We start from the raw sequence: 23,669 nt of genomic DNA, 5'->3' as shown, positions 1-23,669 counted from the left end.
TGGCCAGCGGCGAGCCGACGGCGGCGAGCACGGCGGGCGAGGTGAAGTTCGCGGCGGCGATGAGCTGCAGGCTGGCGCACTGCCGACGCGCCTCCCCGAGGATCGCCTCGGCCAGCGCGGGAGCCGGGCGGCGGGGTGCGGCGAAGGGGCGGTCGGCGCGGGCGGCGCCCCCGGCGCCGCCCGCGCCGACCGCCCCTTCGACGCACTCCGCCGCCAGGATCCCGAGATGGCCGAGGTGATCCTCGGGGAGGCGCGTCGGCAGTGCGACAGCCTGCAGCTCATCGCCGCCGAGAACTTCACCTCGCCCGCCGTGCTCGCCGCCCTCGGCTCGCCGCTGGCCAACAAGTACGCCGAGGGCTACCCCGGCGCCCGCCATCACGGCGGCTGCGCGCTGGTGGACGTGGCCGAGGGGATCGCGGTCGAGCGGGCGAAGGCGCTGTTCGGCGCCGAGCACGCCAATGTGCAGCCGCACTCCGGCTCGTCGGCCGTGCTCGCGGCCTACGCGGCGCTGCTGCGGCCCGGGGACACGGTGCTGGCGATGGGGCTGCGGTACGGCGGCCATCTCACCCATGGATCGCCGGCCAACTTCTCCGGCCGCTGGTTCGACTTCGTCGGGTACGGCGTGGACCCCGGGAGCGGGCTGATCGACTACGCCCAGGTGCGTGCGCTGGCGCGGGAGCGGCGGCCCAAGGCGATCGTCTGCGGATCGATCTCGTATCCGCGCCACGTCGACTACGCGGCGTTCCGGGAGATCGCCGACGAGGCGGGCGCCTATCTGATCGCGGACGCGGCCCACCCGATCGGGCTGGTGGCAGGGGGAGCGGCGCCCAGCCCCGTGCCGTACGCGGATGTCGTGTGTGCGACGACGCACAAGGTGCTGCGGGGGCCGCGCGGCGGGCTGATCCTGTGCGGCGGGCGGTACGCGGAGCGGGTGGACCGCGCCGTGTTCCCGTTCACGCAGGGCGGCGCCCAGATGCACACCATCGCCGCCAAGGCCGTGGCCTTCGGCGAGGCGGCGGGACCCGCCTTCGGCGGCTACGCGCACCAGGTCGTCGCCAACGCCCGCGCACTGGCCCGCACCTTGGCGGCGGAGGGTGTGCGCGTCACCACGGACGGTACGGACACGCACCTGATCACCGCCGATACCGCGCCGCTGGGCGCGGACGGCAGGGCGGCGCGCGGCCGGCTCGCCGCGGCGGGTCTGGTGCTGGACACCTGCGCCCTGCCGTACGGGGAGGGGCGCGGCATCCGGCTGGGGACCGCCGCCGTGACCACTCAGGGCATGCGAGAGGCCGAGATGGAGTGGATCGGGCACACGATGGCCTCCGTGCTGCGGGAGGGCGCTGACGGGGCGCGCAGGGGCCGCGCCGACGTGCGGGAAGACGTACGGGAACTGGTGGGCATGTTTCCGCCGTATGCGTGGCTTTCCTGACGGAAAGGCCGGTGGAGGGAGAGCGGTGCAACCAACCGGCCTACCCAGGTGTCCTTGCCCATATGCCGACTCCGTTGCCACTCGCCGCCCCCGCGCGGGCTGGACGAGTAAGTCCGAAGTCCCGTCTGCGGGGAGGCGCCATGCACGCACATCCGCGGCGTTGTCGTCGGTCAACGACGCTCCGCGTCGCTTCCCTCCTCCGCCTTGCGGCTGCACGCACCTGGCACCTCCCCGCCCGCCCCCAAGGGGCGGACGACGCTACTTCGGACTTACTCGTCTAGGGTGTGGGGCTGAGATGGCCAGCGATTCCTGTGGGGCAGCCCGTGCGTGATTACCTGCTGACGCTCTGCGTGACGGCTGCGGTGACCTATCTGCTGACCGGCCCGGTGCGGAAGTTCGCCATCGCGACCGGCGCGATGCCGGAGATCCGCGCCCGTGACGTTCACCGCGAACCGACGCCGAGACTCGGCGGCATCGCCATGTTCTTCGGCCTGTGCGCCGGACTGCTCGTCGCCGACAACCTCCAGAACCTCAACGGGGTCTTCGAGCTGTCGAACGAGCCGCGCGCGCTGCTCTCCGGAGCCGCGCTGATCTGGCTGATCGGCGTTCTGGACGACAAGTTCGAACTGGACGCCCTGATCAAGCTCGGCGCGCAGATGATCGCCGCCGGTGTGATGGTGATGCAGGGTCTGACGATCCTGTGGATCCCGGTCCCCGGCGTCGGTACGGTCTCGCTGACCTCCGGCCAGGGCACCCTGCTGACCGTGGCGCTGGTCGTGATCACGATCAACGCGGTCAACTTCGTGGACGGTCTCGACGGCCTCGCCGCCGGGATGGTCTGCATCGCCTCCGCGGCGTTCTTCCTGTACGCGTACCGGATGTGGTACGGCTACGGCATCGAGGCCGCCGCCCCCGCCACCCTGTTCGCGGCCATCCTGATGGGCATGTGCGTGGGCTTCCTGCCGCACAACATGCACCCCGCCCGGATCTTCATGGGCGACTCGGGATCGATGCTGATCGGACTGGTGCTGGCGGCGGGCGCGATCTCCGTGACGGGTCAGGTGGACCCGGACGCGCTGAAGATCTTCGAGGGTTCGACCCGGCAGGCCACCCACGCCGCGCTGCCCGTCTTCATCCCGCTGCTGCTGCCCCTGACGATCATCGCGATCCCCTTCACCGACCTGGTGCTCGCCGTCGTGCGGCGGGCCTGGAACGGCAAGTCCCCGTTCGCCGCCGACCGGGGCCATCTGCACCACCGGCTGCTGGAGATCGGGCACTCGCACAGCAGGTCCGTACTGATCATGTACTTCTGGTCGGCGCTGATCGCGTTCGGTGTCGTGGCGTACTCGGTGCACTCGGCGTCCATGTGGATCGTCTTCGTCGTCGTCGGGCTGAGCGCGGTGGGCCTGGTGCTCCTGCTGCTGCCGCGCTTCACCCCCAGGGCGCCGCTGTGGGCGCAGTCCTTCGTGCCGCCGCGCTACCGGCGGCGCGACCGCGGGGACGGCGCGCAGGGGCGGGAAGGCCAGGAGGAGGCCGCGGGCCAGGAGGCCGCCGTCCAGGAGGCCGCCGACACGGCCGCTCCGGCGCCGGACGACGCCGCCGCCGAGGCGTCCGGAGCGCCCTCGGAGGGGGCGCGGGAGCCGGGGGAGGCCCCGGAGCCCGCAGGGGCGGGCGAGGCGTGCGACCGTACACCTGTTCCCGCCGGCGTCAACGGGGCGACCGCTCTCGGCGCTCGTTCGCGTTCGACTGATCCCCGGAAGGCTGGTTCCCGTCGATGACCGGTGGGTCATTTTTCACATCGAGTCGCAATACCAGACAAGGCGACGCGCTGTCCTGCACACACGCGCGCGCTAACTCTCACGTGTGACAGTAAGCACACCGTCATGGTAAAGACCTCATCAAATAGTTTGTGATACTGTTCACTAAGCCCGGCGACGGAGCCGAAGGACCTTGGAGCGACGGTCCGTTGGCCCGAGAAATCTCCTCTCGGACCGGGCCTTACGCTCGTCCATGACGACACCATCTGCCCCACCCAGTTCAGCGGAGCTGCCGCCATGCCGACCAACGACGTCCGGACCCTCCTTCACACCGTTGTGCCCACCGCCGCCGTCGGTGCGGTCGCCGCTGTGATCAGTGGAGTGGTCGCGGGTGGCAAGGGGGCGTTGGGTGCCGTCATCGGTACGGCGGTGGTGATCGTCTTCATGGGGATCGGCCTCGTGGTGCTCGAACGCATCGCGAAGTCAATGCCGCATCTGTTCCAGGGGATGGGATTGCTGCTCTACACCACGCAGTTGCTCCTGCTGTTCGTCTTCATGGCGGCGGTCAAGGACACCACCCTGTTCAACCCCAAGGCTTTCGCGTTCACGCTGGTCGCGGCGGTCCTCGTGTGGATCGCGGCCCAGGCTCGTGCGTACATGACAGCCAAGACCCTCTACGTCGAACCCGAGTCCGCCACGGCCGAGCAGGCCGGGAAGAGCGGATCTTCGGCGTGAGAGGTAGGGCCGGGATAAGTGCCTGTTCGGGACCCTGCTATCGTCCGGTGCCAACTGCGGCATTGCGGACGCGGGCATCCGAGCTGACGCCTGTCCTCACGCGAGGCTCATCGCCCGTCCGTCGTCCCCACATCCGTTTCACCAGTCCAGTGCCGAATCGTGGCTGCGCGCCGCGCCGACACCATGAGGTTGCCGTACCTATGCGCCACGCTGAAGGAGCCCCCGGTGAGTGCTGACCCGACGCAGGTGCTCGCCTTCGAGACCGACTGCCACCTCTTCAAGGGGTGTGGTTTCGAGGGACCGAGCGTGTGGTCGTTCATCTTCGAACCGATCGCCACAGTCGGCCCGGTGGAAATCAACAAGCCGATGCTGCTGGCCGTCATCGGTTCGATCCTGATCATGGGCTTCTTCTGGCTGGCGTTCGCCAAGCCGAAGGTCGTGCCCGGCAAGACGCAGATGGTCGCCGAGGTGCTGTACGACTTCGTCCGGCGCGGCATCGGCCGTGAGGTCATCGGCAAGAAGGCCGAGCCCTTCATCCCGCTGCTCGTCTCGCTGTTCTTCTTCGTCTGGATGCTGAACCTCTGGGCCCTGATCCCGCTCGCCCAGTTCCCGGTCAGCTCGGTGATCGCCTTCCCGGCGGGCCTGGCGATCGTGGTCTGGGTCACCTACATGACGGTGACCTTCAAGACCAACGGGTTCGTCGGCGGTATCCGGAACCTGTGCGTCCCGGCCGGGCTGCCGAAGCCGATCTACTTCATCCTGACCCCGATCGAGTTCGTCTCGAACATTTTCGTGCGGCCGTTCACGCTCGCCGTCCGACTGTTCGCGAACATGTTCGCCGGCCACGTGCTGATCCTGATCTTCACGACCGCCACCTGGTACATGCTCGGCACGCTGCTCGGCACCGTCTACGCCACCGCGTCCTTCGCGCTGACTCTCGTGCTCACGGTCTTCGAGATGTTCATCCAGGCGCTCCAGGCGTACGTGTTCACCGTGCTGACCGCCACCTACCTCTCCCAGGCGCTCGAAGAGGCCCACTGAGTCCCACGGGCTCGCCTCGCGGAACCCCACATCGTCCGGTGGACCAACCACCCACCGGCCCACCAAGAGAAGGAACCACGCAATGTCTGCTCTCGAGACCACCGCGGCCATCACCGGCAACATCGGCACCATTGGTTACGGCCTCGCCGCGATCGGCCCCGGTATCGGCGTCGGCATCATCTTCGGCAACGGTGTCCAGGCGATCGCCCGTCAGCCCGAGGCGGCCGGCCTGATCCGTCAGAACATGCTGCTCGGCTTCGCGGTCGTCGAGGCCCTCGCCCTGATCGGCTTCGTCGTCCCGTTCATCGTCAAGTAACACTGACGGTCCGGACACAGCCGTTTCCGACGAAAGGTCCACCATGATGTACCTGGCATCCACGGAGCCGCAGAGTCCGCTGCTCCCGGTCTGGCCCGAGGTCGTCATCGGTCTGATCTGTTTCGGCATTATCTACTTCGTCTTCGCCAAGAAGCTCCTCCCGGCCATCAACAAGGCCCTGGACGAGCGTCACGCGGCGATCGAAGGCGGTATCGAGAAGGCCGAAGCGGCTCAGATCGAGGCGCAGAGCGTCCTTGAGCAGTACAAGGCCCAGCTCGCCGAAGCCCGGCACGAGGCCGCGCGTCTCCGCCAGGAGGCGACCGAGCAGGGCACCGCGATCATCCAGGAGATGAAGGCGGAAGGCCAGCGGCAGCGCGAGGAGATCATCGCCGCCGGCCATGCCCAGATCGAGGCCGACCGCAAGGCCGCCGCCAGCTCGCTCCGTCAGGACGTGGGCAAGCTCGCCACCGACCTGGCCGGCAAGCTCGTCGGCGAGTCCCTCGAGGACAGCGCCCGGCAGAGCCGCACCATCGACCGCTTCCTCGACGAACTCGAGGACGGCGCCGTGAAGGCCGAGGCGAGCCGGTGACTGCCCACGGAGCGAGCCGCGCGGCCTTCGCCGCCGCCCGCGAGCGTCTCGACGCGCTGACCGACTCCACGTCGGCCGACGCGGCGAAGCTCGCGGAGGAGCTGGCCGCCGTCACCGCGCTGCTCGACCGCGAGGTGTCGCTGCGCAGGGTCCTCACCGACCCCGCGCGGACCGGTGAGTCCAAGGCGGAGCTGGCCGGGCAGCTGCTGGCGGGACAGGTCAGCGGCACCACCGCCGACCTGGTCTCCGGCATGGTCCGGGCCCGCTGGTCGGGTCCGCGCGACCTGGTCGACGCGGTGGAGGAGCTGGCGGCCGTCGCCGACCTGACCGCCGCGCAGCGGGCCGGCACGCTGGACGAGGTCGAGGACGAGGTGTTCCGGTTCGGCCGGATCGTCGAGTCCAGCACCGGCCTGCGTGCCGCGCTGACCGACCGGTCGGCGACGGTCCCCGCCAAGACCGAGCTGCTGAACAGCCTGCTCGGCGGCCGGTCGAATCCGGTCACCGAGCGTCTGGTAGTGCGCCTTGTGACCCGGCCCCGTGGACGTAGCCTGGAAGCGGGTCTCCAGACCCTCTCCCGGCTCGCGGCCGCGAGCCGGGACCGCAGGGTGGCCGTGGTCACCTCGGCGGTGCCGCTCACCGACGTACAGAAGCAGCGTCTCGGCGCCGCTCTGGCGAAGCTCTACGGGCACACCATGCACCTGAACCTGGACGTGGACCCCGAGGTCCTCGGCGGGATCACCGTGCGGGTCGGCGACGAGATCATCAACGGCACGGTCGTGGCCCGCCTCGAAGAGGCGCAGCGGCGGCTGGCCGGCTGACGGCAGCCCGACTGCCCGACGGACAGCCGCCGGCACCAGCCGGGCGACCGGCCGGCGCCGGCAACAGATACAGAGCAAGACCAGCGGCCCGGTTGGGCCGTGCAGAGACTGCAGAAGATTTTTCTGGGGGCCGACCCCGGAACATGGCAGACCCCCAAAGAAACTTCGGGCCCAACAAGGAGAGCAGGGAACCCAGATGGCGGAGCTCACGATCCGGCCGGAGGAGATCCGGGATGCGCTGGAGAACTTTGTCCAGTCGTACAAGCCGGACGCGGCCTCGCGCGAGGAGGTCGGTACGGTCAGCGTGGCCGGAGACGGTATCGCCAGGATCGAGGGACTCCCCTCGGCCATGGCGAACGAACTGCTGAAGTTCGAGGACGGCACCCTCGGTCTCGCCCTCAACCTCGAAGAGCGCGAGATCGGTTCGATCGTCCTCGGCGAGTTCAGCGGTATCGAGGAGGGACAGTCGGTCACCCGTACCGGCGAAGTCCTCTCCGTGGCGGTCGGCGAGGGCTACCTCGGCCGTGTCGTCGACCCGCTCGGCAACCCGATCGACGGCCTCGGCGAGATCGCGACCGAGGACCGGCGCGCCCTGGAGCTGCAGGCTCCCGGCGTCATGGTCCGCAAGTCGGTCCACGAGCCGATGCAGACCGGCTACAAGGCCGTCGACGCCATGGTGCCGATCGGCCGCGGTCAGCGTCAGCTGATCATCGGCGACCGGCAGACCGGCAAGACCGCGCTGGCCGTCGACACGATCATCAACCAGCGCGACAACTGGCGCTCGGGCGACGTGAACAAGCAGGTCCGCTGCATCTACGTCGCCATCGGCCAGAAGGGCTCCACCATCGCGTCCGTACGCGGTGCGCTGGAAGAGGCCGGCGCGCTGGAGTACACGACCATCGTCGCCGCCCCCGCGTCCGACCCGGCCGGCTTCAAGTACCTGGCGCCGTACACCGGCTCGGCCATCGGCCAGCACTGGATGTACCAGGGCAAGCACGTCCTGATCATCTTCGACGACCTCTCGAAGCAGGCCGACGCCTACCGCGCCGTGTCCCTGCTGCTGCGCCGCCCGCCGGGCCGTGAGGCCTACCCGGGCGACGTCTTCTACCTGCACTCGCGTCTGCTGGAGCGCTGCGCCAAGCTCTCCGACGAGCTGGGCGCCGGTTCGATGACCGGTCTGCCGATCGTCGAGACCAAGGCGAACGACGTGTCGGCGTTCATCCCGACCAACGTCATCTCCATCACCGACGGCCAGTGCTTCCTGGAGTCCGACCTGTTCAACGCCGGCCAGCGGCCCGCGCTGAACGTCGGTATCTCGGTCTCCCGTGTCGGTGGCTCCGCCCAGCACAAGGCCATGAAGCAGGTCTCCGGCCGACTGCGCGTGGACCTCGCCCAGTACCGCGAGCTGGAGGCGTTCGCGTCCTTCGGTTCCGACCTGGACGCCACCTCCAAGGCGTCGCTGGAGCGCGGCAAGCGTCTGGTCGAGCTGCTGAAGCAGCCGCAGTACGCCCCGTTCCCGATGGAGGAGCAGGTCGTCTCCGTCTGGGCCGGCACCACCGGCAAGCTGGACGACGTCCCGGTCGAGGACATCCGCCGCTTCGAGAGCGAGCTGCTGGAGCACCTGCGCCGCGAGCGCAAGGAGCTGCTGACCGGCATCGCCGAGGGCGGCAAGATGAACGACGACACGATCCAGGCCATCGGGGACGCCATCGCCGCCTTCAAGCAGCAGTTCGAGACCTCGGACGGCCAGCTCCTCGGAGACGACGCCCCGGCCGCCAACGTCTCCAAGTGACGACGGAAGGGACCTGACTCATGGGAGCCCAGCTCCGGGTCTACAAGCGTCGCATCAAATCCGTCACCGCGACCAAGAAGATCACCAAGGCGATGGAGATGATCGCCGCCTCGCGCATCGTCAAGGCGCAGCGCCAGGTGGCGGCGTCGGAGCCGTACGCGACCGAACTCACCCGCGCGGTGACGTCGGTGGCCACCAGCTCCACCACCAAGCACGCCCTGACCACCGAGGTCGAGAACCCGACCCGGGCCGCGGTCCTGCTCATCACGAGCGACCGCGGTCTGGCCGGGGGCTACTCCTCGAACGCCATCAAGGCTGCCGAGCATCTCACCAGCCAGCTGAGCAGTGAGCGCAAGGACGTCGTGACCTACATCGTGGGTCGCAAGGGCCTGGCCTACTACGGCTTCCGCGACCGCCCGGTCACGGACTCCTGGACGGGCTTCACCGACAACCCGACCTACGCCGACGCGAAGGTGGTGGCCGCCCCGCTCATCGAGGCGATCACCAAGGACACGGCGGCCGGCGGGGTGGACGAGATCCACATCGTCTTCACCGAGTTCGTCTCGATGATGACGCAGACGCCGGTCGAGCGGCGGCTGCTGCCGCTCACCATCGCGCCGAGCAGCGCGGAGGAGTCGGCCGAGGTCTTCAAGCGCGGTGGCGAGGTCCGGCCGCTGTTCGACTTCGAGCCGTCGGCGGAGGACGTCCTCGACGCCCTGCTGCCGCGCTACATCGAGAGCCGTATCTACAACGCGCTGCTCCAGGCCGCCGCTTCCAAGCACGCTGCCACCCGCCGCGCGATGAAGTCGGCGACCGACAACGCCGGGGATCTCATCAAGAGCCTCTCCCGGCTCGCCAACGCGGCCCGCCAGGCCGAAATCACCCAGGAAATCAGCGAGATCGTCGGTGGCGCCAGCGCCCTGGCCGACGCGACCGCGGGGAGTGACAGGTAAATGACGACGACTACCGAGAACGCTGTGGCCGCAGCCACGGGCCGCGTCGCCCGGGTCATCGGCCCGGTCGTCGACGTGGAGTTCCCCGTCGACGCGATGCCGGAGATCTACAACGCGCTGCACGTCGAGGTGGCTGACCCCGCCGAGGACGGCAAGCTCAAGACGCTGACCCTCGAAGTCGCCCAGCACCTGGGCGAGGGCGTGGTCCGTGCCGTCTCGATGCAGCCGACCGACGGTCTGGTCCGCCAGGCCCCGGTCGTCAACACGGGCGCCGGTATCACCGTGCCCGTCGGGGACGTGACCAAGGGCAAGGTGTTCAACACCCTCGGTCAGATCCTGAACGAGCCGGAGGCCGAGGCGCAGATCACCGAGCGCTGGCCGATCCACCGCAAGGCCCCGGCCTTCGACCAGCTCGAGTCGAAGACCGAGATGTTCGAGACCGGCCTGAAGGTCGTCGACCTGCTGACCCCGTACGTCAAGGGCGGCAAGATCGGTCTGTTCGGTGGTGCGGGCGTCGGCAAGACGGTCCTCATCCAGGAAATGATCATGCGTGTGGCCAAGCTGCACGACGGTGTTTCCGTCTTCGCCGGTGTGGGTGAGCGCACCCGTGAGGGCAACGACCTCATCGACGAGATGACCGACTCGGGCGTTCTGGACAAGACCGCGCTGGTCTTCGGCCAGATGGACGAGCCGCCGGGCACGCGTCTGCGGGTCGCGCTCTCCGCGCTGACCATGGCGGAGTACTTCCGCGATGTGCAGAAGCAGGACGTGCTGCTCTTCATCGACAACATCTTCCGCTTCACCCAGGCCGGTTCCGAGGTCTCCACGCTGCTCGGCCGTATGCCGTCCGCGGTGGGTTACCAGCCGACCCTGGCGGACGAGATGGGTGTGCTCCAGGAGCGCATCACCTCGACCCGCGGTCACTCGATCACCTCGATGCAGGCGATCTACGTGCCGGCGGACGACCTGACCGACCCGGCCCCGGCCACGACCTTCGCGCACCTCGACGCGACGACCGTGCTGTCGCGTCCGATCTCGGAGAAGGGCATCTACCCGGCGGTGGACCCGCTGGACTCGACGTCCCGCATCCTGGACCCGCGCTACATCTCGCAGGACCACTACAACGCGGCCAGCCGCGTCAAGGGGATCCTGCAGAAGTACAAGGACCTCCAGGACATCATCGCGATCCTCGGTATCGACGAGCTGGGCGAGGAGGACAAGCTCGTCGTCAGCCGGGCCCGTCGCGTCGAGCGCTTCCTGTCGCAGAACACCCACGCCGCCAAGCAGTTCACCGGTCTGGACGGTTCCGACGTACCGCTGGACGAGTCGATCGCCGCGTTCAACGCGATCATCGACGGGGACTACGACCACTTCCCCGAGCAGGCGTTCTTCATGTGCGGTGGCCTGGACGACCTCAAGGCCAGCGCCAAGGAGCTGGGCGTCTCCTGAGCCGGTCGGCTCAGGACGGGGGGCGGGTTTGCCCGCCCCCCGTCCGACGCTCCCATCGACACCCCATAGAATTGAAGCCAACACCCGGCGATACGGCCGGGTGGTGACCCGAGGAGCCACCCATGGCTGCTGAGCTGCATGTCGAGCTGGTCGCCGCGGACCGCAGGGTCTGGTCCGGTGAGGCCACTCTCGTCGTCGCGCGCATCACGTCCGGCGACATCGGTGTCATGCCCGGTCACCAGCCGCTGCTCGGTGTGCTGGAGTCTGGCCCGGTGACCATTCGTACGAGCGACGGCGGAACGGTGGTGGCCGCCGTACACGGTGGTTTCCTCTCGTTCGCCGACAACAAGCTTTCGCTGCTGGCGGAGACCGCCGAGCTGGCGGACGAGATCGACCCCCAGCGCGCCGAGCGTGCGCTGGACCGCGCGAAATCGGGTGACGACGACGCCGCTGGGCGCCGTGCCGACGTCCGACTGCGTGCGGTGGCGGCCCGATAAGGGGCTGCCACCACGGATTCACCCTCAGCCGCGGCTCGTTCCGGAACCCTCCGGACCGGGTCGCGGCTGAGGCGATGCGGCTGCGGTTTGTTCCGGTACTGGATGAGGCGAGGAGGTCGGTGTTGATGGTCCTCGCTCTGCTTGTCTGCGGACTGGTCGTCGTACTGGTTGCGGTGGGGCTCTTCGTCTTCGGGCTGCGACGGCGGCTGATTCAGCGTTCGGGCGGCACCTTCGACTGCAGTCTGCGCTGGAACGTGCCGGAGGAGCCCGACCTGTCCGGCAAGGGCTGGGTGTACGGCGTGGCCCGCTACAACAGCGACCGGATCAACTGGTTCCGGGTCTTCTCCTACGCCCCGCGCCCGCGCCGCACCCTGGAGCGCTCGGCGATCGAGGTGCTGGCCCGGCGGGCGCCCGAGGGCGAGGAGGAGCTGGCGCTGCTCTCCGACGCGGTCATCCTGGGCTGTACGCACGGCGGCGTCCGGCTGGAGCTGGCGATGAGCGACGACGCCCTCACCGGCTTCCTGGCCTGGCTGGAGGCGGCGCCGCCCGGACAGCGCGTGAACGTGGCCTGAGGGGCGGCGTACGGCATCGAGAAGGGGCGGCGCCCGCGGGCACCGCCCCTCCCGTGTGCGTGGCGCCGGTTACCCGAGGCCGCTGTTGATCGCGCTCACCAGCTCGCCGTTGGCCGTGTCACCGGTGAAGTCCCAGAAGAAGGCTCCGCCGAGGCTCTGCTGGTTGGCCCACGCCATCTTCGACGTGATGGTGGCCGGGGTGTCGTAGCTCCACCAGTTCGATCCGCACTTGGCGTAGGAGGTGCCCGCGATGGTGCCGGTGGGCGGGCAGGTGTTCTTCAGGACCTTGTAGTCCTCGATCCCCGCCTCGTACGTCCCGGGCGCGGCGCCGGTGGCGGTGCCGCCCGGCGTCGCCTGGGTCACGCCGGTCCAGCCGCGCCCGTAGAAGCCGATGCCGAGCAGCAGCTTCTTGGCCGGCACGCCCTGCGCCTTGAACTTGGCGATCGCGTCGGCGGAGTTGAAGCCCGCCTGCGGGATGCCCGGGTACGAGGTGAGCGGGGAGTGCGGGGCCGTCGGGCCCTGGGCGGCGAAGGCGCCGAAGAAGTCGTACGTCATGACGTTGAACCAGTCCATGTACTGCGCGGCGCCCGCGTAGTCCACCTTGTCGATCTTGCCGCCGGACGAGGCGTCCGCCGTGACCGCCGCCGTGACCAGGCTGCCCGTACCGAACTTGGCGCGCATGGCCTGCATCATGTTCTTGAACGCCGCGGGACCGCTGGTGTCGCAGGACAGGCCGCAGGCGTTCGGGTACTCCCAGTCCAGGTCGACGCCGTCGAAGACATCGGCCCAGCGCGGGTCCTTCACCAGGTCGTAGCAGGACTGCGCGAAGGCGGTCGGGTTCTGTACGGCCTGGCCGAAGCCGCCGGACCAGGTCCAGCCGCCGAAGGACCACAGCACCTTGATGCCCGGGTACTTCGCCTTGAGCTTGCGCAGCTGGTTGAAGTTGCCGCGCAGCGGCTGGTCCCAGGTGTCGGCGACGCCGTCGACGGACTGGTCGGCGGTGTACGCCTTGTCGGTCGCCGCGTAGCTGTCGCCCATGGCGCACTTGCCGCCGGTGACGTTGCCGAAGGAGTAGTTGATGTGGGTGATCTTGCTCGCGGAGCCGGAGGTCACCAGGTTCTTGACGTGGTAATTGCGGTCGTAGACGCCCCACTCGGTGAAGTAGCCGAGCTTGACCTTGCCGCCCGTGCCGGGGCCCGGGTCGGTGCCGCCGCCGGTGGTGCGTACCGTACGGGCGCCGCTGACCGGGCCCGTCACCTCGGCGGTGTCGCGGGCCTGGACGGTGTACGAGTAGTCCGTGCCGGCGCTCAGACCGGTGTCGGTGTACGTCGTCCCGGTGACCGTGGCGATCTTGGCGCCGCCGCGCAGCACGTCGTAGTTCTTGATGCCCTTGGTGCTGGTGGCGGCGGTCCAGGTCAGTTTGACCGAGGTGTTGGTGATGTCGCTCGCGGTCGGGGTGCCGGGCGCGGAGGGCGGGTTGTCGCCGGGCTGGCTGGGGCCGCCGTCGCACGAGCCGCCGTTGATCTTGCAGCCGGACGGTGATCCGGCGCCGCTGCCGTTGAAGCCGAAGCTGAGGGAGGCGCCGGGGGCGAGCGTGCCGTTCCAGCTCTTGTTCTTCGCGGTCCAGTGGTTGCCCGAGCCGGTGATGTCGGCGTCCCAGCCGGAGGTGACGGCCGTGCCGGAGGGGAAGTCCCACTCCACGGTCCAGGTGGAGACGCTCGTGGTGCCGGTGTTCTTCACCGTCCACTTGCCCTCGAAGCCCGTGCCCCAGTCGGAGACCTTGGTGTAGGTCGCGGTCGCCGAATCGGCGGCCTGGGCGGGGGTGGCGAGGGCGACGAGCGCCGCGAACGGCAGGAGCAGGGCGGTCAGCCCGGCGACGGTTCTGTGTCTGAAACGCGGTCTGGGGGAGGCGAGTCGGGTCTTCACGCGTGCTCCTCAGAGGTGAGGTGGGGGAAGGCACACCCCGCGACGGCTCTCATCGTGGTGTGTGCGGTGAGAGTAGAAAGGTCTGGACCACCCGTCAATAGGTCCAGACCAAAGCGGCCGATCCCGGTCAGATACCCAACTCCTGCGCGAGCACCGCCGCTTGTACCCGGCTGCGCAGCTCCAGCTTCCCCAGCAGCCTGCTCACATGGGTCTTCACCGTCGCCTCCGCCATCTCCAGCCGCCCGGCGATCTCCGCGTTCGACAGCCCCTCGCCCAGACAGGACAGCACCTCGCGCTCCCGGCGCGTCAGGGTGCCGAGCGCCGCGTGCGGCGCCGCGTCCCGCGGCCGTACGCGGGTGGGCGCGGCGAACTCCGCGATCAGCCTGCGGGTCACGGCCGGGGCGATCAGCCCCTCGCCGCGCGCCACCGTGCGCACCGCCGTGAGCAGCTCCCCGGCCTCCGCGTCCTTCAGCAGGAACCCGGCCGCGCCCGCCCGCAGCGCGCCGAAGACGTACTCGTCCAGGTCGAACGTGGTCAGCACGAGCACATCGGCCAGCCCCTCGGCGACCACCACGCGGGTCGCCGACACCCCGTCCAGGCGCGGCATCCGCACATCCATCAGCACCAGGTCCGGGCGCAGCTCCCGGGCCAGCGCGAGCGCCTCCTCGCCGTCCGCCGCCTGGCCGACGACCTCGATGCCCGGGGCGGCGCGCAGGATCAGCACCAGCCCCGCCCGTACCGCCGACTGGTCCTCGGCGACCAGCACCCGGATCGTCATGACGTACCGCTCCCTCGCGTGTCGCTCTCCCCGGCGCCGGTCTGTCCTGTGCCGGTCTGGCCCGTGCCGGTCTTTCCCGTGCGGCCGGGGCCCCGTGGTACGGGCAGCTCGGCCCGTACCACCCACCTGCGCACGCCGTCGGGCCCGGCGGCGGCCGGGCCCGCCTCGAACACCCCGTCCAGCAGCGCGACCCGCTCGCGCATCCCGATCAGACCGGCGCCCGAGCCCGGTGCGCGCGGGCCGGGACCGGCTCCGTACGGGTTGCCCACCCGTACGGTCAACGCGTGCCCGGAGCGGCCCAGTTCGACGGCGACGGTGCCGGGGGCCGCGTGCTTGAGCGCGTTGGTCAGCGACTCCTGGACGACGCGGTACGCGGCCAGCTCGACCGGCGCGGGCAGCGCCGTCGGCGTGCCGCGCCGGTCGTCGAGGGTGAAGCGGAGCCCGCTGGAGGCGCCGTTCGCGCGGGCCTGTTCCAGCAGCGTGTCCAGGGCGGCGAGGTCCGGGGCCGCGGCCGGCCGCAGGCCCTCCTCGTCGTCGCCCGCGCGCAGCAGCCCGATCAGCCGGCGCATCTCGGCGAGCCCGTCGACGCTGTTCTCCCGGATGACGCCGAGCGCCTCGCGGGTGGTGCGCGCGTCGTCCAGCGAGAGCGCGGCGGTCGAGTGGATCGCGATCGCGGAGAGGTGGTTGGCGACCAGGTCGTGCAGCTCGCGGGCCATCCGGGCGCGCTCGGCGGTCACGGCCTGGGCGCGGTCCATCTCGGCCAGCAGCGCGATCTGCCCGGTCCGCAGCCGCGCCGTCTCGGCGGCGTCCCGGTGGCCCCTGACCTGGACCCCGGTGACGGCGGGCAGGAAGCAGACCAGACCGATCGCCAGGCCGAGCAGCAGACCGTCCGCCCTCTGGAGCCAGGCGGTGAGCCCGATCGCGGCCCCCACCGTGACCAGCCCGGTGATCCAGGGGATCCGGCGGGCCGCGGCGGGGCTCCCGTACAGCACCGCCGCGTACACGAGGTCGGTGTACAGCAGAATCGTCGCCAGGCTGCCCGTCGTGAACTGATGGGCGATCAGCGCCACCGTGCCGACCGGCAGAACGGTCCCCGGCCTCGTCCTGCGCAGCAGTTCGAGACCGGCCATGACGGCCAGCGGCGCCAGCACCCACGCCCCGGGCAGCAGGACCCGGACGCCCTGGGTCCCGACCCCGGCGGCCCACAGCGCCACCCCGCCCACCAGTCCCGCGGCGGCGAGCAGCACATCGTCACGGTGCGGCCGGAGGGAGTGGGCTGTGATGGTCACGGCACCATCCAACACGGCGGATCCCGGCCCGGCGTCCGCACCACGGGGGAGCGCCCGCTCCATCGAAGGATGCAGTCACATCTCGTCACCGGCGACGACGTGACGCGTACGCGCGGACGGGAGCCTGGAGGGGAAGAGGAAAGGAGCGACGCTGTGATCGTCACACTGATCGTCATCTGCGAGGTCGGCTTCTGGGTGCTGCTGGCCGCCGGACTGGCCCTGCGCTACCTGGCGCGGCGGGAGCGCCTCGGCGCGGCGGTCCTGCTGCTCGAACCGCTGCTGGAGGTCGTCCTGCTGACGGTCACGGTCGTCGACCTCAAGAACGGCGCGCAGCCGGACTGGAAACACGGCCTGGCCGCGCTCTACATCGGTTTCACCGTCGGCTACGGCCACTACCTGGTCAAGCGGGCCGACGCGCGCTTCGCGCACCGCTTCGCCGACGGCCCGCCCCCGGCCGGGCCGCCGCGCTACGGAAGGGCCCGCGCCCGCCACGAGGGCGGGCTGTGGCTGCGCACGGTGGTGGCGGCGGCGATCGCCGTCGCGCTCCTCCAGCTCGCGATCGGGTACGTGGGCGACGCGGCCAGGACCGGGCCGCTGGCCGACTGGCAGCTGACCGCGGTCCGGGCCGCCGGTGTCCACGCCGTCGTCGCGCTGTCGTATCTGCTCTGGCGCAAGAAGCCCCCGAGGGACGGCGCACCGGCTCCAGTGGAGGATTCCACGCCGCTGACAAGGCGTTGACGGGGGCCGGTGACGGGGCGCTGACGGGGGTCGGTGACGGGAGGGCCGGTGACGGGGCCCGGTGGCCGGGCCGCTCAGCGCTCGCCGCCCGGGACCCACAGCACGTCCCCGACCTCCTTGTTCGCCACGCGGGCCAGGATGAACAGGAGGTCGGAGAGACGGTTGAGGTACGTGGCGGTCAGCGGGTTCATGGAGTCGCCGTGCGCCTCGAAGGCCGCCCAGGTCGAGCGCTCGGCCTGGCGTACGACCGTGCACGCCTGGTGCAGCAGCGCGGCGCCCGGGGTGCCGCCGGGGAGGATGAAGCTGCGCAGCTTGTCCAGCGTCTCCAGGAAGTGGTCGCAGTCGCCCTCCAGCTTGTCGATGTAGGACTGCTCGACCCGCAGCGGCGGAGCCGCGTTTTTCACCAGCGCCGGATCCGTTACGACCGGCGTGGAGAGGTCCGCGCCCACGTCGAAGAGATCGTTCTGCACCCGCACCAGCACCTTGACGACCTCCGGGGCGAGCTGCCCCAGCGCGATCGCGGTACCGATGACGGCGTTGGCCTCGTTGGCGTCGGCGTAGGCGGCGATCCGCACGTCGGTCTTGGCGGTCCGGCTCATGTCGCCGAGGGCGGTGGTGCCCTTGTCGCCGGTGCGGGTGTAGATGCGCGTCAGATTGACCATGCCGCCAGGGTAGGACGTGGCGGTGCGGGCGGGCCTCGACCGGCCCCCGCGTCGCGAGGAGACCGGCGCGGAAGAGGCCGACACGCCGCCCGCTCTGGCGCCCGGTCAGCTCGCGTGTGTGCACCGGGCCTTGATCCGGCGCGCCGGGCCCTGACGGGCGGATCGGCCGCCGGAACTCGCGGGCCAGGAGCCGAACCGGGAGCCGGGCCGTGAGCCGAACCGGGAGCCGCGCCGGGTCGCGCGCGAAGCCCTCGCGCCGCTCGACGACATGGCGGGCGTCCTCGGCGGCACGGCGCTCAAGTACGCCGTGCGCGACGCCTGATCGGCCCCCGCGGTGTGATGTCCGTCATGTGAGACGTGACGCGCATCTCTTCACCCTCACACGGCCGTCCACGACCGCTAACCTCCGGCACAGCACGGAAACGTAAAACAGACGTCAATGCTGAACAAAAGCCGTTCGAGAATCGTGGGGTGCGTCGTGGCCGGGAAGCTCGCCGTCGTCGGAGCCGGACTCATGGGGTCGGGTATCGCGCAGGTCTCGGCCCAGGCGGGCTGGGACGTCGTCCTGCGGGACGTCACCGATGCCGCGCTGGCCAGGGGGATGGACGGGATCAGGACCTCGTACGGCAGATTCGTCGCGAAGGGCAAGCTGGAGGAGGCCGACGCCGACACCGCGCTGTCCCGGATCACCACGACCACCGATCTGGACGCCGTGGCCGACGCCGACATCGTCGTCGAGGCCGTCTTCGAGAAGCTCGACGTCAAGCACGAGATCTTCCGCGCGCTCGACAAGCTCGTACGGGACGACGCGGTCCTCGCCTCCAACACCTCCGCCATCCCCATCACCAAGATCGCGGCCGTGACCGAGCGCCCCGACCGGGTGGTGGGGACGCACTTCTTCTCGCCCGTGCCGATGATGCGGCTCTGCGAGCTGGTGCGCGGCTACAAGACCAGCGACGAAACGCTGGCCACCGCAAGGCGGTTCGCGGAGTCGGTGGGCAAGACCTGTATCGTCGTCAACCGCGACGTCGCGGGGTTCGTCACGACCCGGCTGATCTCCGCGCTCGTCGTCGAGGCCGTCAAGCTCCACGAGTCGGGCGTCGCGTCCGCCGAGGACATCGACATCGCCTGCCAACTGGGCTTCGGGCACGCGATGGGCCCGCTCGCCACCGCCGACCTGACCGGTGTCGACATCCTCCTCCACGCGGCCGGCAACATCTACGCCGAGTCCCAGGACGAGAAGTTCGCCCCGCCGGAGCTGATGCGCCGGATGGTGGACGCGGGTGACATCGGACGCAAGAGCGGGCAGGGGTTCTACGAGCACTGAGCCGCACCGCTCGTTTTTCCTCACCCCACCGGGTGAATTCGGTATCGGTTCGCTCACGAACGGCAACTTCCGCGGCCGTCGGGCAGTCAGTTGTTGAAAGTACGGAAAAGACGGATTCAGGCACCGAGCACGGAAAAGCACTCTCGGGGAGCGCATATGCACATCAGGGGCGACCACGCCGAGCTGGTCGTCGGGGGCCGCCTCGACGTCCGCAGCGCGGCGGACGCCCGTACGGTCCTGCACTCGGCCGTCGACGACGGAGTCGGCGACCTGGTGCTCGACCTGACCGGACTGGACTCCTGGGACGCCACCGGACTCGGCGTCATCATGGGAGCCCACCGACGCGCGGGGCGGTGCGGCCGGAGGCTTGTGCTGAGGGGTGTCCCCCCGCAGATGCAGCGTCTGCTGGTGGCCACCCGGCTGCACCGCATCCTCGCCATCGAGGGCGGCATCGCCGCTGAATCGCTTCCTCGGGTCTGACCTGCGCGGTCCGGCCGCACCGGACATCGCGGTCCGGCCGCACCGGACATCGCGGTCCGGCCGCACCGGACATCGCGGTCCGGCCGCACCGGACATCGCGGTCCGGCCGCACCGGACATCGCGGTCCGGACCGGTCACATCACGCAATCCTCATAAGACCGTGATGTCTTGGACTGGGTGCCACCCCGGCCGATCGTAGATACTGGTCCGAGGTCTAGGGTTCGGCCGTCTGCGCATTGACCGACCCGAAGAGCAGGCACCGGACCAGAAGCGACAGATGGGCGTGTGAGGCCGGGGGCAACGGCACGCCACGATCTGGGGGGCTTTCACCATGGACCCGATACACCGGGGACCGGAAGAGTACGGTCACGACACAGCACGCGACGGCGGTGGCGAACACCCCGGCGACAGCGCGGCCGTGGCGCGTGGCGCGACGGAGGCCACGCCGCACGGCACACCGCGCGACGCGGCACCACCCGCGCCCGCGCACACACCCGCGCGCCCCGAGACCGTCACCGCCTCCTCGGGCGCCGTCGCGCACATCAAGGGCGCCGGCCCCCTCACCCCGCCGCCCGCGCGCACCGTCCAGCTCATCGCGGGCGACCTCCTGCTGACCGTCAACCCCGTCGACGGCAGCGAGATCGAACACTGCCCGCCCGGCCACCGCGCCGCCACGCCCGCCCGGCGCACCGCCGAGGAGCGCGCCGCGCTCCAGCGCGCGGGCCGCCCGCCCGTACCGCCGGGCCCCGCCGCGCCCGCGCTGCCGCTGCTCGAACGCGGCGAGGAGCGCGCGCGGCTGACCGAACTCCTGGGCCGCGGCCGGTCCGTACGCCTCACCGGAGCGCCCGGCTCCGGCCGCACCGCGCTGCTCGAAGCCGTCGCGGCCGACTGCGCGGACCTCGCGCCCGACGGCGTCGTGCGCCTCTGCGGACACCGCCGCACCACCACCGAGCTGCTCCACGAGCTGTACGCGGCCGTCCACCACGCCCCGCTCGTACGGCCCGACCGCACCGCGCTGCGCGAACTCGTCCGCGACGTCGCCGCGGTCGTCGTCCTCGACGACCTGGAACTCGGCGCCGAGGCGCTGGACGGACTCCTCGCCGCCACCCCCGAATGCGCCTACCTGCTGGCCGCCACCCCCGAGACCGAACCGCCCTCGGCGGACGCGCGCCTGGAGGAGGTCCCGCTCGGCGGACTCGGCCGGGGCTCCTCGCTCGAACTGCTGGAGCGCGTCGTGGAACGCGCGCTCACCGACGAGGAGGCCAACTGGGCGGGCGACCTCTGGTTCGAGTCCGAGGGGCTGCCGCTGCGCTTCGTCCAGGCGGGCGCGCTGCTGCGCCAGCGCGACCGGCTGCGCGCCGGAGCCGAGGCGTCCGACGAGTTCGAGCCCTTCGAACGCCCCGCAGAGCCCGCCCAGGACGCCCCTTCCGCGACCCCCTTCGAACGTGTCACCGGCGGCAACACCCCCCGCGAGAGCGGCGAGGGCGCCGACGCCTACGACATTCCGCTGCCCAGCCTCGGCGAGGGCGCCGCGCCCGCCGCGCTGCTCGCCTCCCGGCTCAGCGAGGCGGCCCGCGCCACCCTGCGGTTCGCCGTGGCGCTCGGCGGCGAGGTCCCGCACCAGGCCCATCTGCCGGCCCTGGTCGGCGACACCCACGCCGACGCGGCCCTCGGCGAACTCATGAGCTGCGGCCTGCTCACGCCGGTCGGCCCGCGCTACCGGCTCGCCCCCGGCGTCGCCGCGCAGCTGGCCGCCCACGGCTACGCGGACGACGCGACCGCCCACGCCCACACCGCCGCCCAGCACTACGGCTGGTGGGCCGGGCACCCCTCCGTCACCCCCGAGCGCGTCTCCGCCGAGGCAGACGCCATCCTGGCCGCGATGGGCCCGCTGGTGCCCGGCGAGGAGACCGTCCACCCCAGCGCCGCCGTCCTGCTGGCGCGCAGCGCCGCGCCCGCCTTCCTGGCCGGGCTGCACTGGGGCGCCTGGGAACGCGTCCTGCGCTCCGGGTCCGAGGCGGCGCGGCTGGCCGGTGAGGTCGCCGAGGAGGCGTACTTCCACCACGAGTTGGGCGTCCTCGCGCTCTGCCTCGGCAACCTCGACCGGGCCCGCGCCGAGCTGGAGGCGTCCATCGGGATGCGCGGCGCCGTCGCCGACAAGATCGGCACCGTCGCGGGACGCCGGGCGCTGGCCCTGGTCACCGACCGCGAGGGCCGACTGGGCGCGGAGGCGCCGACCGTACGGTACGCGGGAGCGCCGGTGCCCGCGCCCGTCACACCGGCCCCGGCGTACGGCGCGGACCCGGCGTACGGCACAGGGCTGCCGGGCGCCGCCCCCGGCACCCCGGGCACCGGCACCCCCGGCATGGGCACCCCGGGCATCGGCATCGGCGGCGGCGCCCCCGAGGCGGTCGCGCACCCGGTCCGCCACGAGGAGCGGGGGCCCGCCACCGTCGTCTCCCGCACACCGGGCGCGCACGGCCGCCGCCGCCCCGCGTTCGGCGGCGCCCGGCGCAACCTGGTCGCGGCCGGTGCGGGCGCCGTACTCGCCGCCGTCCTGGGCACGGTGGTGACCCTGGGCGCCACCTCCGGCGGCAAGGACGCCCCGGCGGACAAGCTCCACACGGAACAGACCGCGGACCCGGACAGCGGCGAGGACACCACCCCCGCCGAGCAGCCCGCCGACCACACGGACAACGACCCCGGCGGGCCGTGGACAGGGGGCGGCGCCCCCGACTCCCCGGACCCCACGGGCAGCGCGAGCCCCTCCGCGACGGCGTCCCCGTCCGACGAGAGCCCGTCGGACGACGGCACCTCACCCGACGACGAGACCCCGTCCGAGCCGCAGGAGCCCACGGGCACTCCGTCGGAGCCCTCGGCGTCGCACTCCCCGCCGCCGACCGGCCCCTCGTCCCCCGTCTCCCAGCCGCCGACCGAGCCCACGGACGAGCCGTCCGAGGAGCCCACGGACACGGAGTCCGACCCGCCGCCGTCGTCGCCCCAGACGACGCTGAGCGGCCCGATGCCGAGCGCCACCGTCAGCGTGGACGAGCAGCCCGCGACGACGGCCGCGTCGTCGGACCCGGCCGAGCCGTACACCGGCGACGCGACGCTGCTGTAGTCGCGCCGTACGCGAAAGGGGCGGCCCCGCGGGGCCGCCCTTCGCTGTGGTCCGTGGTGCCGACGGGCTCTCAGAACAGCCGCAGCTTGTCGTCCTCGATACCGCGCATGCCGTTGTAGTCCAGGACGACGCATCCGATGGACCGGTCCGTCGCCAGCACCCGGGCCTGCGGCTTGATCTCCTGAGCCGCGAACACCCCACGGACCGGGGCCAGATGCGGGTCGCGGTTGAGGAGTTCCAGATAGCGGGTGAGCTGCTCGACACCGTCGATCTCGCCGCGCCGCTTGATCTCCACGGCCACCGTCGCGCCGTCCGCGTCGCGGCACAGGATGTCCACGGGGCCGATCGCCGTCGGGTATTCGCGGCGGATCAGGGTGTAGCCCTCGCCCAGTGTCTCGATCCGGTCGGCGAGCAGTTCCTGGAGGTGGGCCTCCACGCCGTCCTTGATCAGGCCCGGGTCGACACCCAGCTCATGGGAGGAGTCGTGCAGGACCTCTTCCATGGTGATGATCAATTTCTCGCCCGCTTTGTTGACGACGGTCCATACGCCGGCCTCGTCGTCCACACCCTCCTTCAGCGTGCACGGCGGAGACATCCAGTTGAGCGGTTTGTACGCCCGGTCGTCGGCGTGGATCGACACACTGCCGTCGGCCTTGACCAGGATGAGGCGGGGGGAGGAGGGCAGATGGGCGGTGAGGCGGCCCGCGTAGTCGACGGAGCAGCGGGCGATGACGAGACGCATGGTCGGCAACGCTACTCGACCGTCGGCGCCCCGCGCGATTCGCCCCGGAAGCCCCGTTCGTTATTGGCCGGTTGTGGTCCCATTCTCCTGGTGCGGCCGGGGCGGCACGCCTAACGTGGATGCAGGAGGTCGCCGGTCGTGCACGCTGCGTCGTCGTCGCCTCCTTCCCTGCCCGTAAGGCCCCGGCTTCTCCGGGGTCGCGAGAGGAGAACCCATGTCGCTCGACGTCTCACCGGCGCTGTTGGATCAGGCCGAGCGAGGCGAGGTCGACGAAGCGGCTTTCGTCGACTGCGTCCGGACCTCCCTGCCCTACGCATGGGAGATGATCAGTTCTCTGGTGGCTCAGCTGAAGGTGGACGGTGGACAGTTCGCCGACAACCAGACGCCCCCGCCGGACGAGCAGGCACGCGGTCAGCTGCTGCGCGCGCTTGCCAGTGATGCCATTCGTGGCGCTCTTCAGCGACATTTCGGAGTGCGGCTCGCATTCCAGAACTGCCACCGTGTCGCGGTGTTTCCACTGGACGCCTCGGTCGACGAGCGGCTCGCCCGTTTCACCTCGGTGAGGGCCCAGCTGCTCAACCAGTCACCCGAACTCCGGGACTGCTGAAGCCTCTTGCTGCCGCTCCATACCGTGAGAGCAGTCGCGGGGCCGGAG

General features: G+C 70.9%; 23 protein-coding genes. 17 read left to right on the top strand and 6 right to left on the bottom strand.

The genetic code is table 11. The features are described 5' to 3' along the window. A partial coding sequence (locus DVH02_RS36090; RefSeq protein WP_233518218.1) for a serine hydroxymethyltransferase occupies positions 1-115 on the bottom strand: 115 nt, incomplete at its 3' end. A gap of 111 nt (positions 116-226) precedes the next feature. Between DVH02_RS36090 and DVH02_RS14135 the strand changes: the two genes are divergently transcribed. The 12 genes from DVH02_RS14135 to DVH02_RS14080 all read left to right on the top strand — a co-directional run bounded on the left by DVH02_RS14135 (position 227) and on the right by DVH02_RS14080 (position 11,951). Continuing rightward, positions 227-1,432, top strand: a complete 1,206-nt coding sequence (locus DVH02_RS14135; RefSeq protein ID WP_114624160.1) for a serine hydroxymethyltransferase — start codon at positions 227-229, stop codon at positions 1,430-1,432. Positions 1,433-1,755: 323 nt separating this feature from the next. Further along, positions 1,756-3,210, top strand: a complete 1,455-nt coding sequence (locus DVH02_RS14130) for an MraY family glycosyltransferase (protein ID WP_114624159.1) — start codon at positions 1,756-1,758, stop codon at positions 3,208-3,210. A 276-nt stretch (positions 3,211-3,486) separates the two neighbouring features. Continuing rightward, the gene (locus DVH02_RS14125; RefSeq protein WP_114624158.1) at positions 3,487-3,924 is read left to right on the top strand and encodes a hypothetical protein; all 438 of its coding nucleotides are present in this window, start codon (positions 3,487-3,489) and stop codon (positions 3,922-3,924) included. A 183-nt stretch (positions 3,925-4,107) separates the two neighbouring features. After that, on the top strand, positions 4,108-4,965 hold the full coding sequence (gene atpB / locus DVH02_RS14120; RefSeq protein WP_114624157.1) for a F0F1 ATP synthase subunit A: 858 nt from the start codon (positions 4,108-4,110) through the stop codon (positions 4,963-4,965). Positions 4,966-5,047: 82 nt separating this feature from the next. Beyond that, positions 5,048-5,281, top strand: a complete 234-nt coding sequence (gene atpE / locus DVH02_RS14115; protein WP_114624156.1) for an ATP synthase F0 subunit C — start codon at positions 5,048-5,050, stop codon at positions 5,279-5,281. 43 nt (positions 5,282-5,324) lie between these two features. Beyond that, positions 5,325-5,870 carry a F0F1 ATP synthase subunit B gene (locus DVH02_RS14110; protein WP_114624155.1) on the top strand — a complete coding sequence of 182 codons (546 nt, stop codon included), beginning with the start codon at positions 5,325-5,327 and terminating at the stop codon, positions 5,868-5,870. Beyond that, positions 5,867-6,688, top strand: a complete 822-nt coding sequence (locus DVH02_RS14105) for a F0F1 ATP synthase subunit delta (RefSeq protein WP_114624154.1) — start codon at positions 5,867-5,869, stop codon at positions 6,686-6,688. The genes DVH02_RS14110 and DVH02_RS14105 overlap by 4 nt, the downstream gene beginning before the upstream one ends. A 196-nt stretch (positions 6,689-6,884) precedes the next feature. Continuing rightward, positions 6,885-8,480, top strand: a complete 1,596-nt coding sequence (gene atpA / locus DVH02_RS14100) for a F0F1 ATP synthase subunit alpha (RefSeq protein ID WP_114624153.1) — start codon at positions 6,885-6,887, stop codon at positions 8,478-8,480. A 20-nt stretch (positions 8,481-8,500) separates the two neighbouring features. After that, entirely contained in the window at positions 8,501-9,433 is a 933-nt protein-coding gene (locus tag DVH02_RS14095) for a F0F1 ATP synthase subunit gamma (RefSeq protein WP_114624152.1), read from the top strand. Beyond that, a complete protein-coding gene (gene atpD, locus DVH02_RS14090) occupies positions 9,434-10,882 on the top strand; it encodes a F0F1 ATP synthase subunit beta (RefSeq protein ID WP_114624151.1) in 1,449 nt (482 codons plus the stop codon). A 122-nt stretch (positions 10,883-11,004) separates the two neighbouring features. Beyond that, positions 11,005-11,379 (top strand): F0F1 ATP synthase subunit epsilon, encoded by a 375-nt coding sequence (locus tag DVH02_RS14085; protein ID WP_114624150.1) that lies wholly within the window; start codon positions 11,005-11,007, stop codon positions 11,377-11,379. A gap of 125 nt (positions 11,380-11,504) precedes the next feature. Continuing rightward, positions 11,505-11,951, top strand: a complete 447-nt coding sequence (locus DVH02_RS14080; RefSeq protein ID WP_114624149.1) for a DUF2550 domain-containing protein — start codon at positions 11,505-11,507, stop codon at positions 11,949-11,951. Between the two features lie 69 nt (positions 11,952-12,020). Here DVH02_RS14080 and DVH02_RS14075 read toward each other — a convergent pair whose 3' ends face one another. The 3 genes from DVH02_RS14075 to DVH02_RS14065 form a co-directional block, all read right to left on the bottom strand. Further along, a complete protein-coding gene (locus tag DVH02_RS14075; protein WP_114624148.1) occupies positions 12,021-13,877 on the bottom strand; it encodes a glycoside hydrolase family 18 chitinase in 1,857 nt (618 codons plus the stop codon). 127 nt (positions 13,878-14,004) lie between these two features. Continuing rightward, on the bottom strand, positions 14,005-14,655 hold the full coding sequence (locus DVH02_RS14070; protein ID WP_114624147.1) for a response regulator: 651 nt from the start codon (positions 14,653-14,655) through the stop codon (positions 14,005-14,007). After that, positions 14,652-15,944 carry a sensor histidine kinase gene (locus DVH02_RS14065; RefSeq protein WP_407697623.1) on the bottom strand — a complete coding sequence of 431 codons (1,293 nt, stop codon included), beginning with the start codon at positions 15,942-15,944 and terminating at the stop codon, positions 14,652-14,654. Before DVH02_RS14065 ends, DVH02_RS14070 begins: the two co-directional genes overlap by 4 nt. Positions 15,945-16,097: 153 nt before the next feature. Here DVH02_RS14065 and DVH02_RS14060 point away from each other — a divergent pair, with 153 nt between their 5' ends. Next, positions 16,098-16,682, top strand: coding sequence for a hypothetical protein (locus DVH02_RS14060; RefSeq protein WP_114624145.1), 585 nt, complete (start codon positions 16,098-16,100; stop codon positions 16,680-16,682). A gap of 74 nt (positions 16,683-16,756) precedes the next feature. Here DVH02_RS14060 and DVH02_RS14055 read toward each other — a convergent pair whose 3' ends face one another. Then, entirely contained in the window at positions 16,757-17,344 is a 588-nt protein-coding gene (locus tag DVH02_RS14055; protein WP_114624144.1) for a cob(I)yrinic acid a,c-diamide adenosyltransferase, read from the bottom strand. A gap of 478 nt (positions 17,345-17,822) precedes the next feature. On the opposite strand from DVH02_RS14055, the gene DVH02_RS14050 reads away from it, so the two are divergent. The 3 genes from DVH02_RS14050 to DVH02_RS14040 all read left to right on the top strand — a co-directional run bounded on the left by DVH02_RS14050 (position 17,823) and on the right by DVH02_RS14040 (position 22,272). After that, entirely contained in the window at positions 17,823-18,671 is an 849-nt protein-coding gene (locus DVH02_RS14050) for a 3-hydroxyacyl-CoA dehydrogenase family protein (RefSeq protein WP_114624162.1), read from the top strand. A gap of 156 nt (positions 18,672-18,827) precedes the next feature. Next, a complete protein-coding gene (locus DVH02_RS14045) occupies positions 18,828-19,151 on the top strand; it encodes an STAS domain-containing protein (protein ID WP_114624143.1) in 324 nt (107 codons plus the stop codon). A 331-nt stretch (positions 19,152-19,482) separates the two neighbouring features. Continuing rightward, positions 19,483-22,272, top strand: coding sequence for an ATP-binding protein (locus DVH02_RS14040; RefSeq protein WP_114624142.1), 2,790 nt, complete (start codon positions 19,483-19,485; stop codon positions 22,270-22,272). A gap of 70 nt (positions 22,273-22,342) precedes the next feature. Here the strand turns inward: DVH02_RS14040 and nucS are convergent, their stop codons facing one another. Next, entirely contained in the window at positions 22,343-23,014 is a 672-nt protein-coding gene (nucS, locus tag DVH02_RS14035; RefSeq protein WP_199566277.1) for an endonuclease NucS, read from the bottom strand. Between the two features lie 214 nt (positions 23,015-23,228). Between nucS and DVH02_RS14030 the strand changes: the two genes are divergently transcribed. Beyond that, entirely contained in the window at positions 23,229-23,621 is a 393-nt protein-coding gene (locus DVH02_RS14030; protein ID WP_114624140.1) for an SCO5389 family protein, read from the top strand. Positions 23,622-23,669: the final 48 nt, after the last annotated feature.

The sequence above is a fragment of the Streptomyces corynorhini genome, assembly GCF_003346515.1.
GTDB classification, from domain to species: Bacteria; Actinomycetota; Actinomycetes; order Streptomycetales; family Streptomycetaceae; genus Streptomyces; species Streptomyces corynorhini.
This window is presented reverse-complemented; position numbering and strand designations above follow the sequence as displayed.

Coding starts and splice junctions, on each gene's coding strand:
- DVH02_RS14135 (WP_114624160.1), top strand. CDS start 227: ATGGCCGAGGTGATCCTCGGGGAGGCGCGTCGGCAGTGCGACAGCCTG.
- DVH02_RS14125 (WP_114624158.1), top strand. CDS start 3,487: ATGCCGACCAACGACGTCCGGACCCTCCTTCACACCGTTGTGCCCACC.
- atpB (WP_114624157.1), top strand. CDS start 4,108: ATGAGGTTGCCGTACCTATGCGCCACGCTGAAGGAGCCCCCGGTGAGT.
- atpE (WP_114624156.1), top strand. CDS start 5,048: ATGTCTGCTCTCGAGACCACCGCGGCCATCACCGGCAACATCGGCACC.
- DVH02_RS14110 (WP_114624155.1), top strand. CDS start 5,325: ATGATGTACCTGGCATCCACGGAGCCGCAGAGTCCGCTGCTCCCGGTC.
- atpA (WP_114624153.1), top strand. CDS start 6,885: ATGGCGGAGCTCACGATCCGGCCGGAGGAGATCCGGGATGCGCTGGAG.
- DVH02_RS14095 (WP_114624152.1), top strand. CDS start 8,501: ATGGGAGCCCAGCTCCGGGTCTACAAGCGTCGCATCAAATCCGTCACC.
- atpD (WP_114624151.1), top strand. CDS start 9,434: ATGACGACGACTACCGAGAACGCTGTGGCCGCAGCCACGGGCCGCGTC.
- DVH02_RS14085 (WP_114624150.1), top strand. CDS start 11,005: ATGGCTGCTGAGCTGCATGTCGAGCTGGTCGCCGCGGACCGCAGGGTC.
- DVH02_RS14080 (WP_114624149.1), top strand. CDS start 11,505: ATGGTCCTCGCTCTGCTTGTCTGCGGACTGGTCGTCGTACTGGTTGCG.
- DVH02_RS14070 (WP_114624147.1), bottom strand. CDS start 14,655: ATGACGATCCGGGTGCTGGTCGCCGAGGACCAGTCGGCGGTACGGGCG.
- DVH02_RS14055 (WP_114624144.1), bottom strand. CDS start 17,344: ATGGTCAATCTGACGCGCATCTACACCCGCACCGGCGACAAGGGCACC.
- DVH02_RS14045 (WP_114624143.1), top strand. CDS start 18,828: ATGCACATCAGGGGCGACCACGCCGAGCTGGTCGTCGGGGGCCGCCTC.
- DVH02_RS14040 (WP_114624142.1), top strand. CDS start 19,483: ATGGACCCGATACACCGGGGACCGGAAGAGTACGGTCACGACACAGCA.
- nucS (WP_199566277.1), bottom strand. CDS start 23,014: ATGCGTCTCGTCATCGCCCGCTGCTCCGTCGACTACGCGGGCCGCCTC.
- DVH02_RS14030 (WP_114624140.1), top strand. CDS start 23,229: ATGTCGCTCGACGTCTCACCGGCGCTGTTGGATCAGGCCGAGCGAGGC.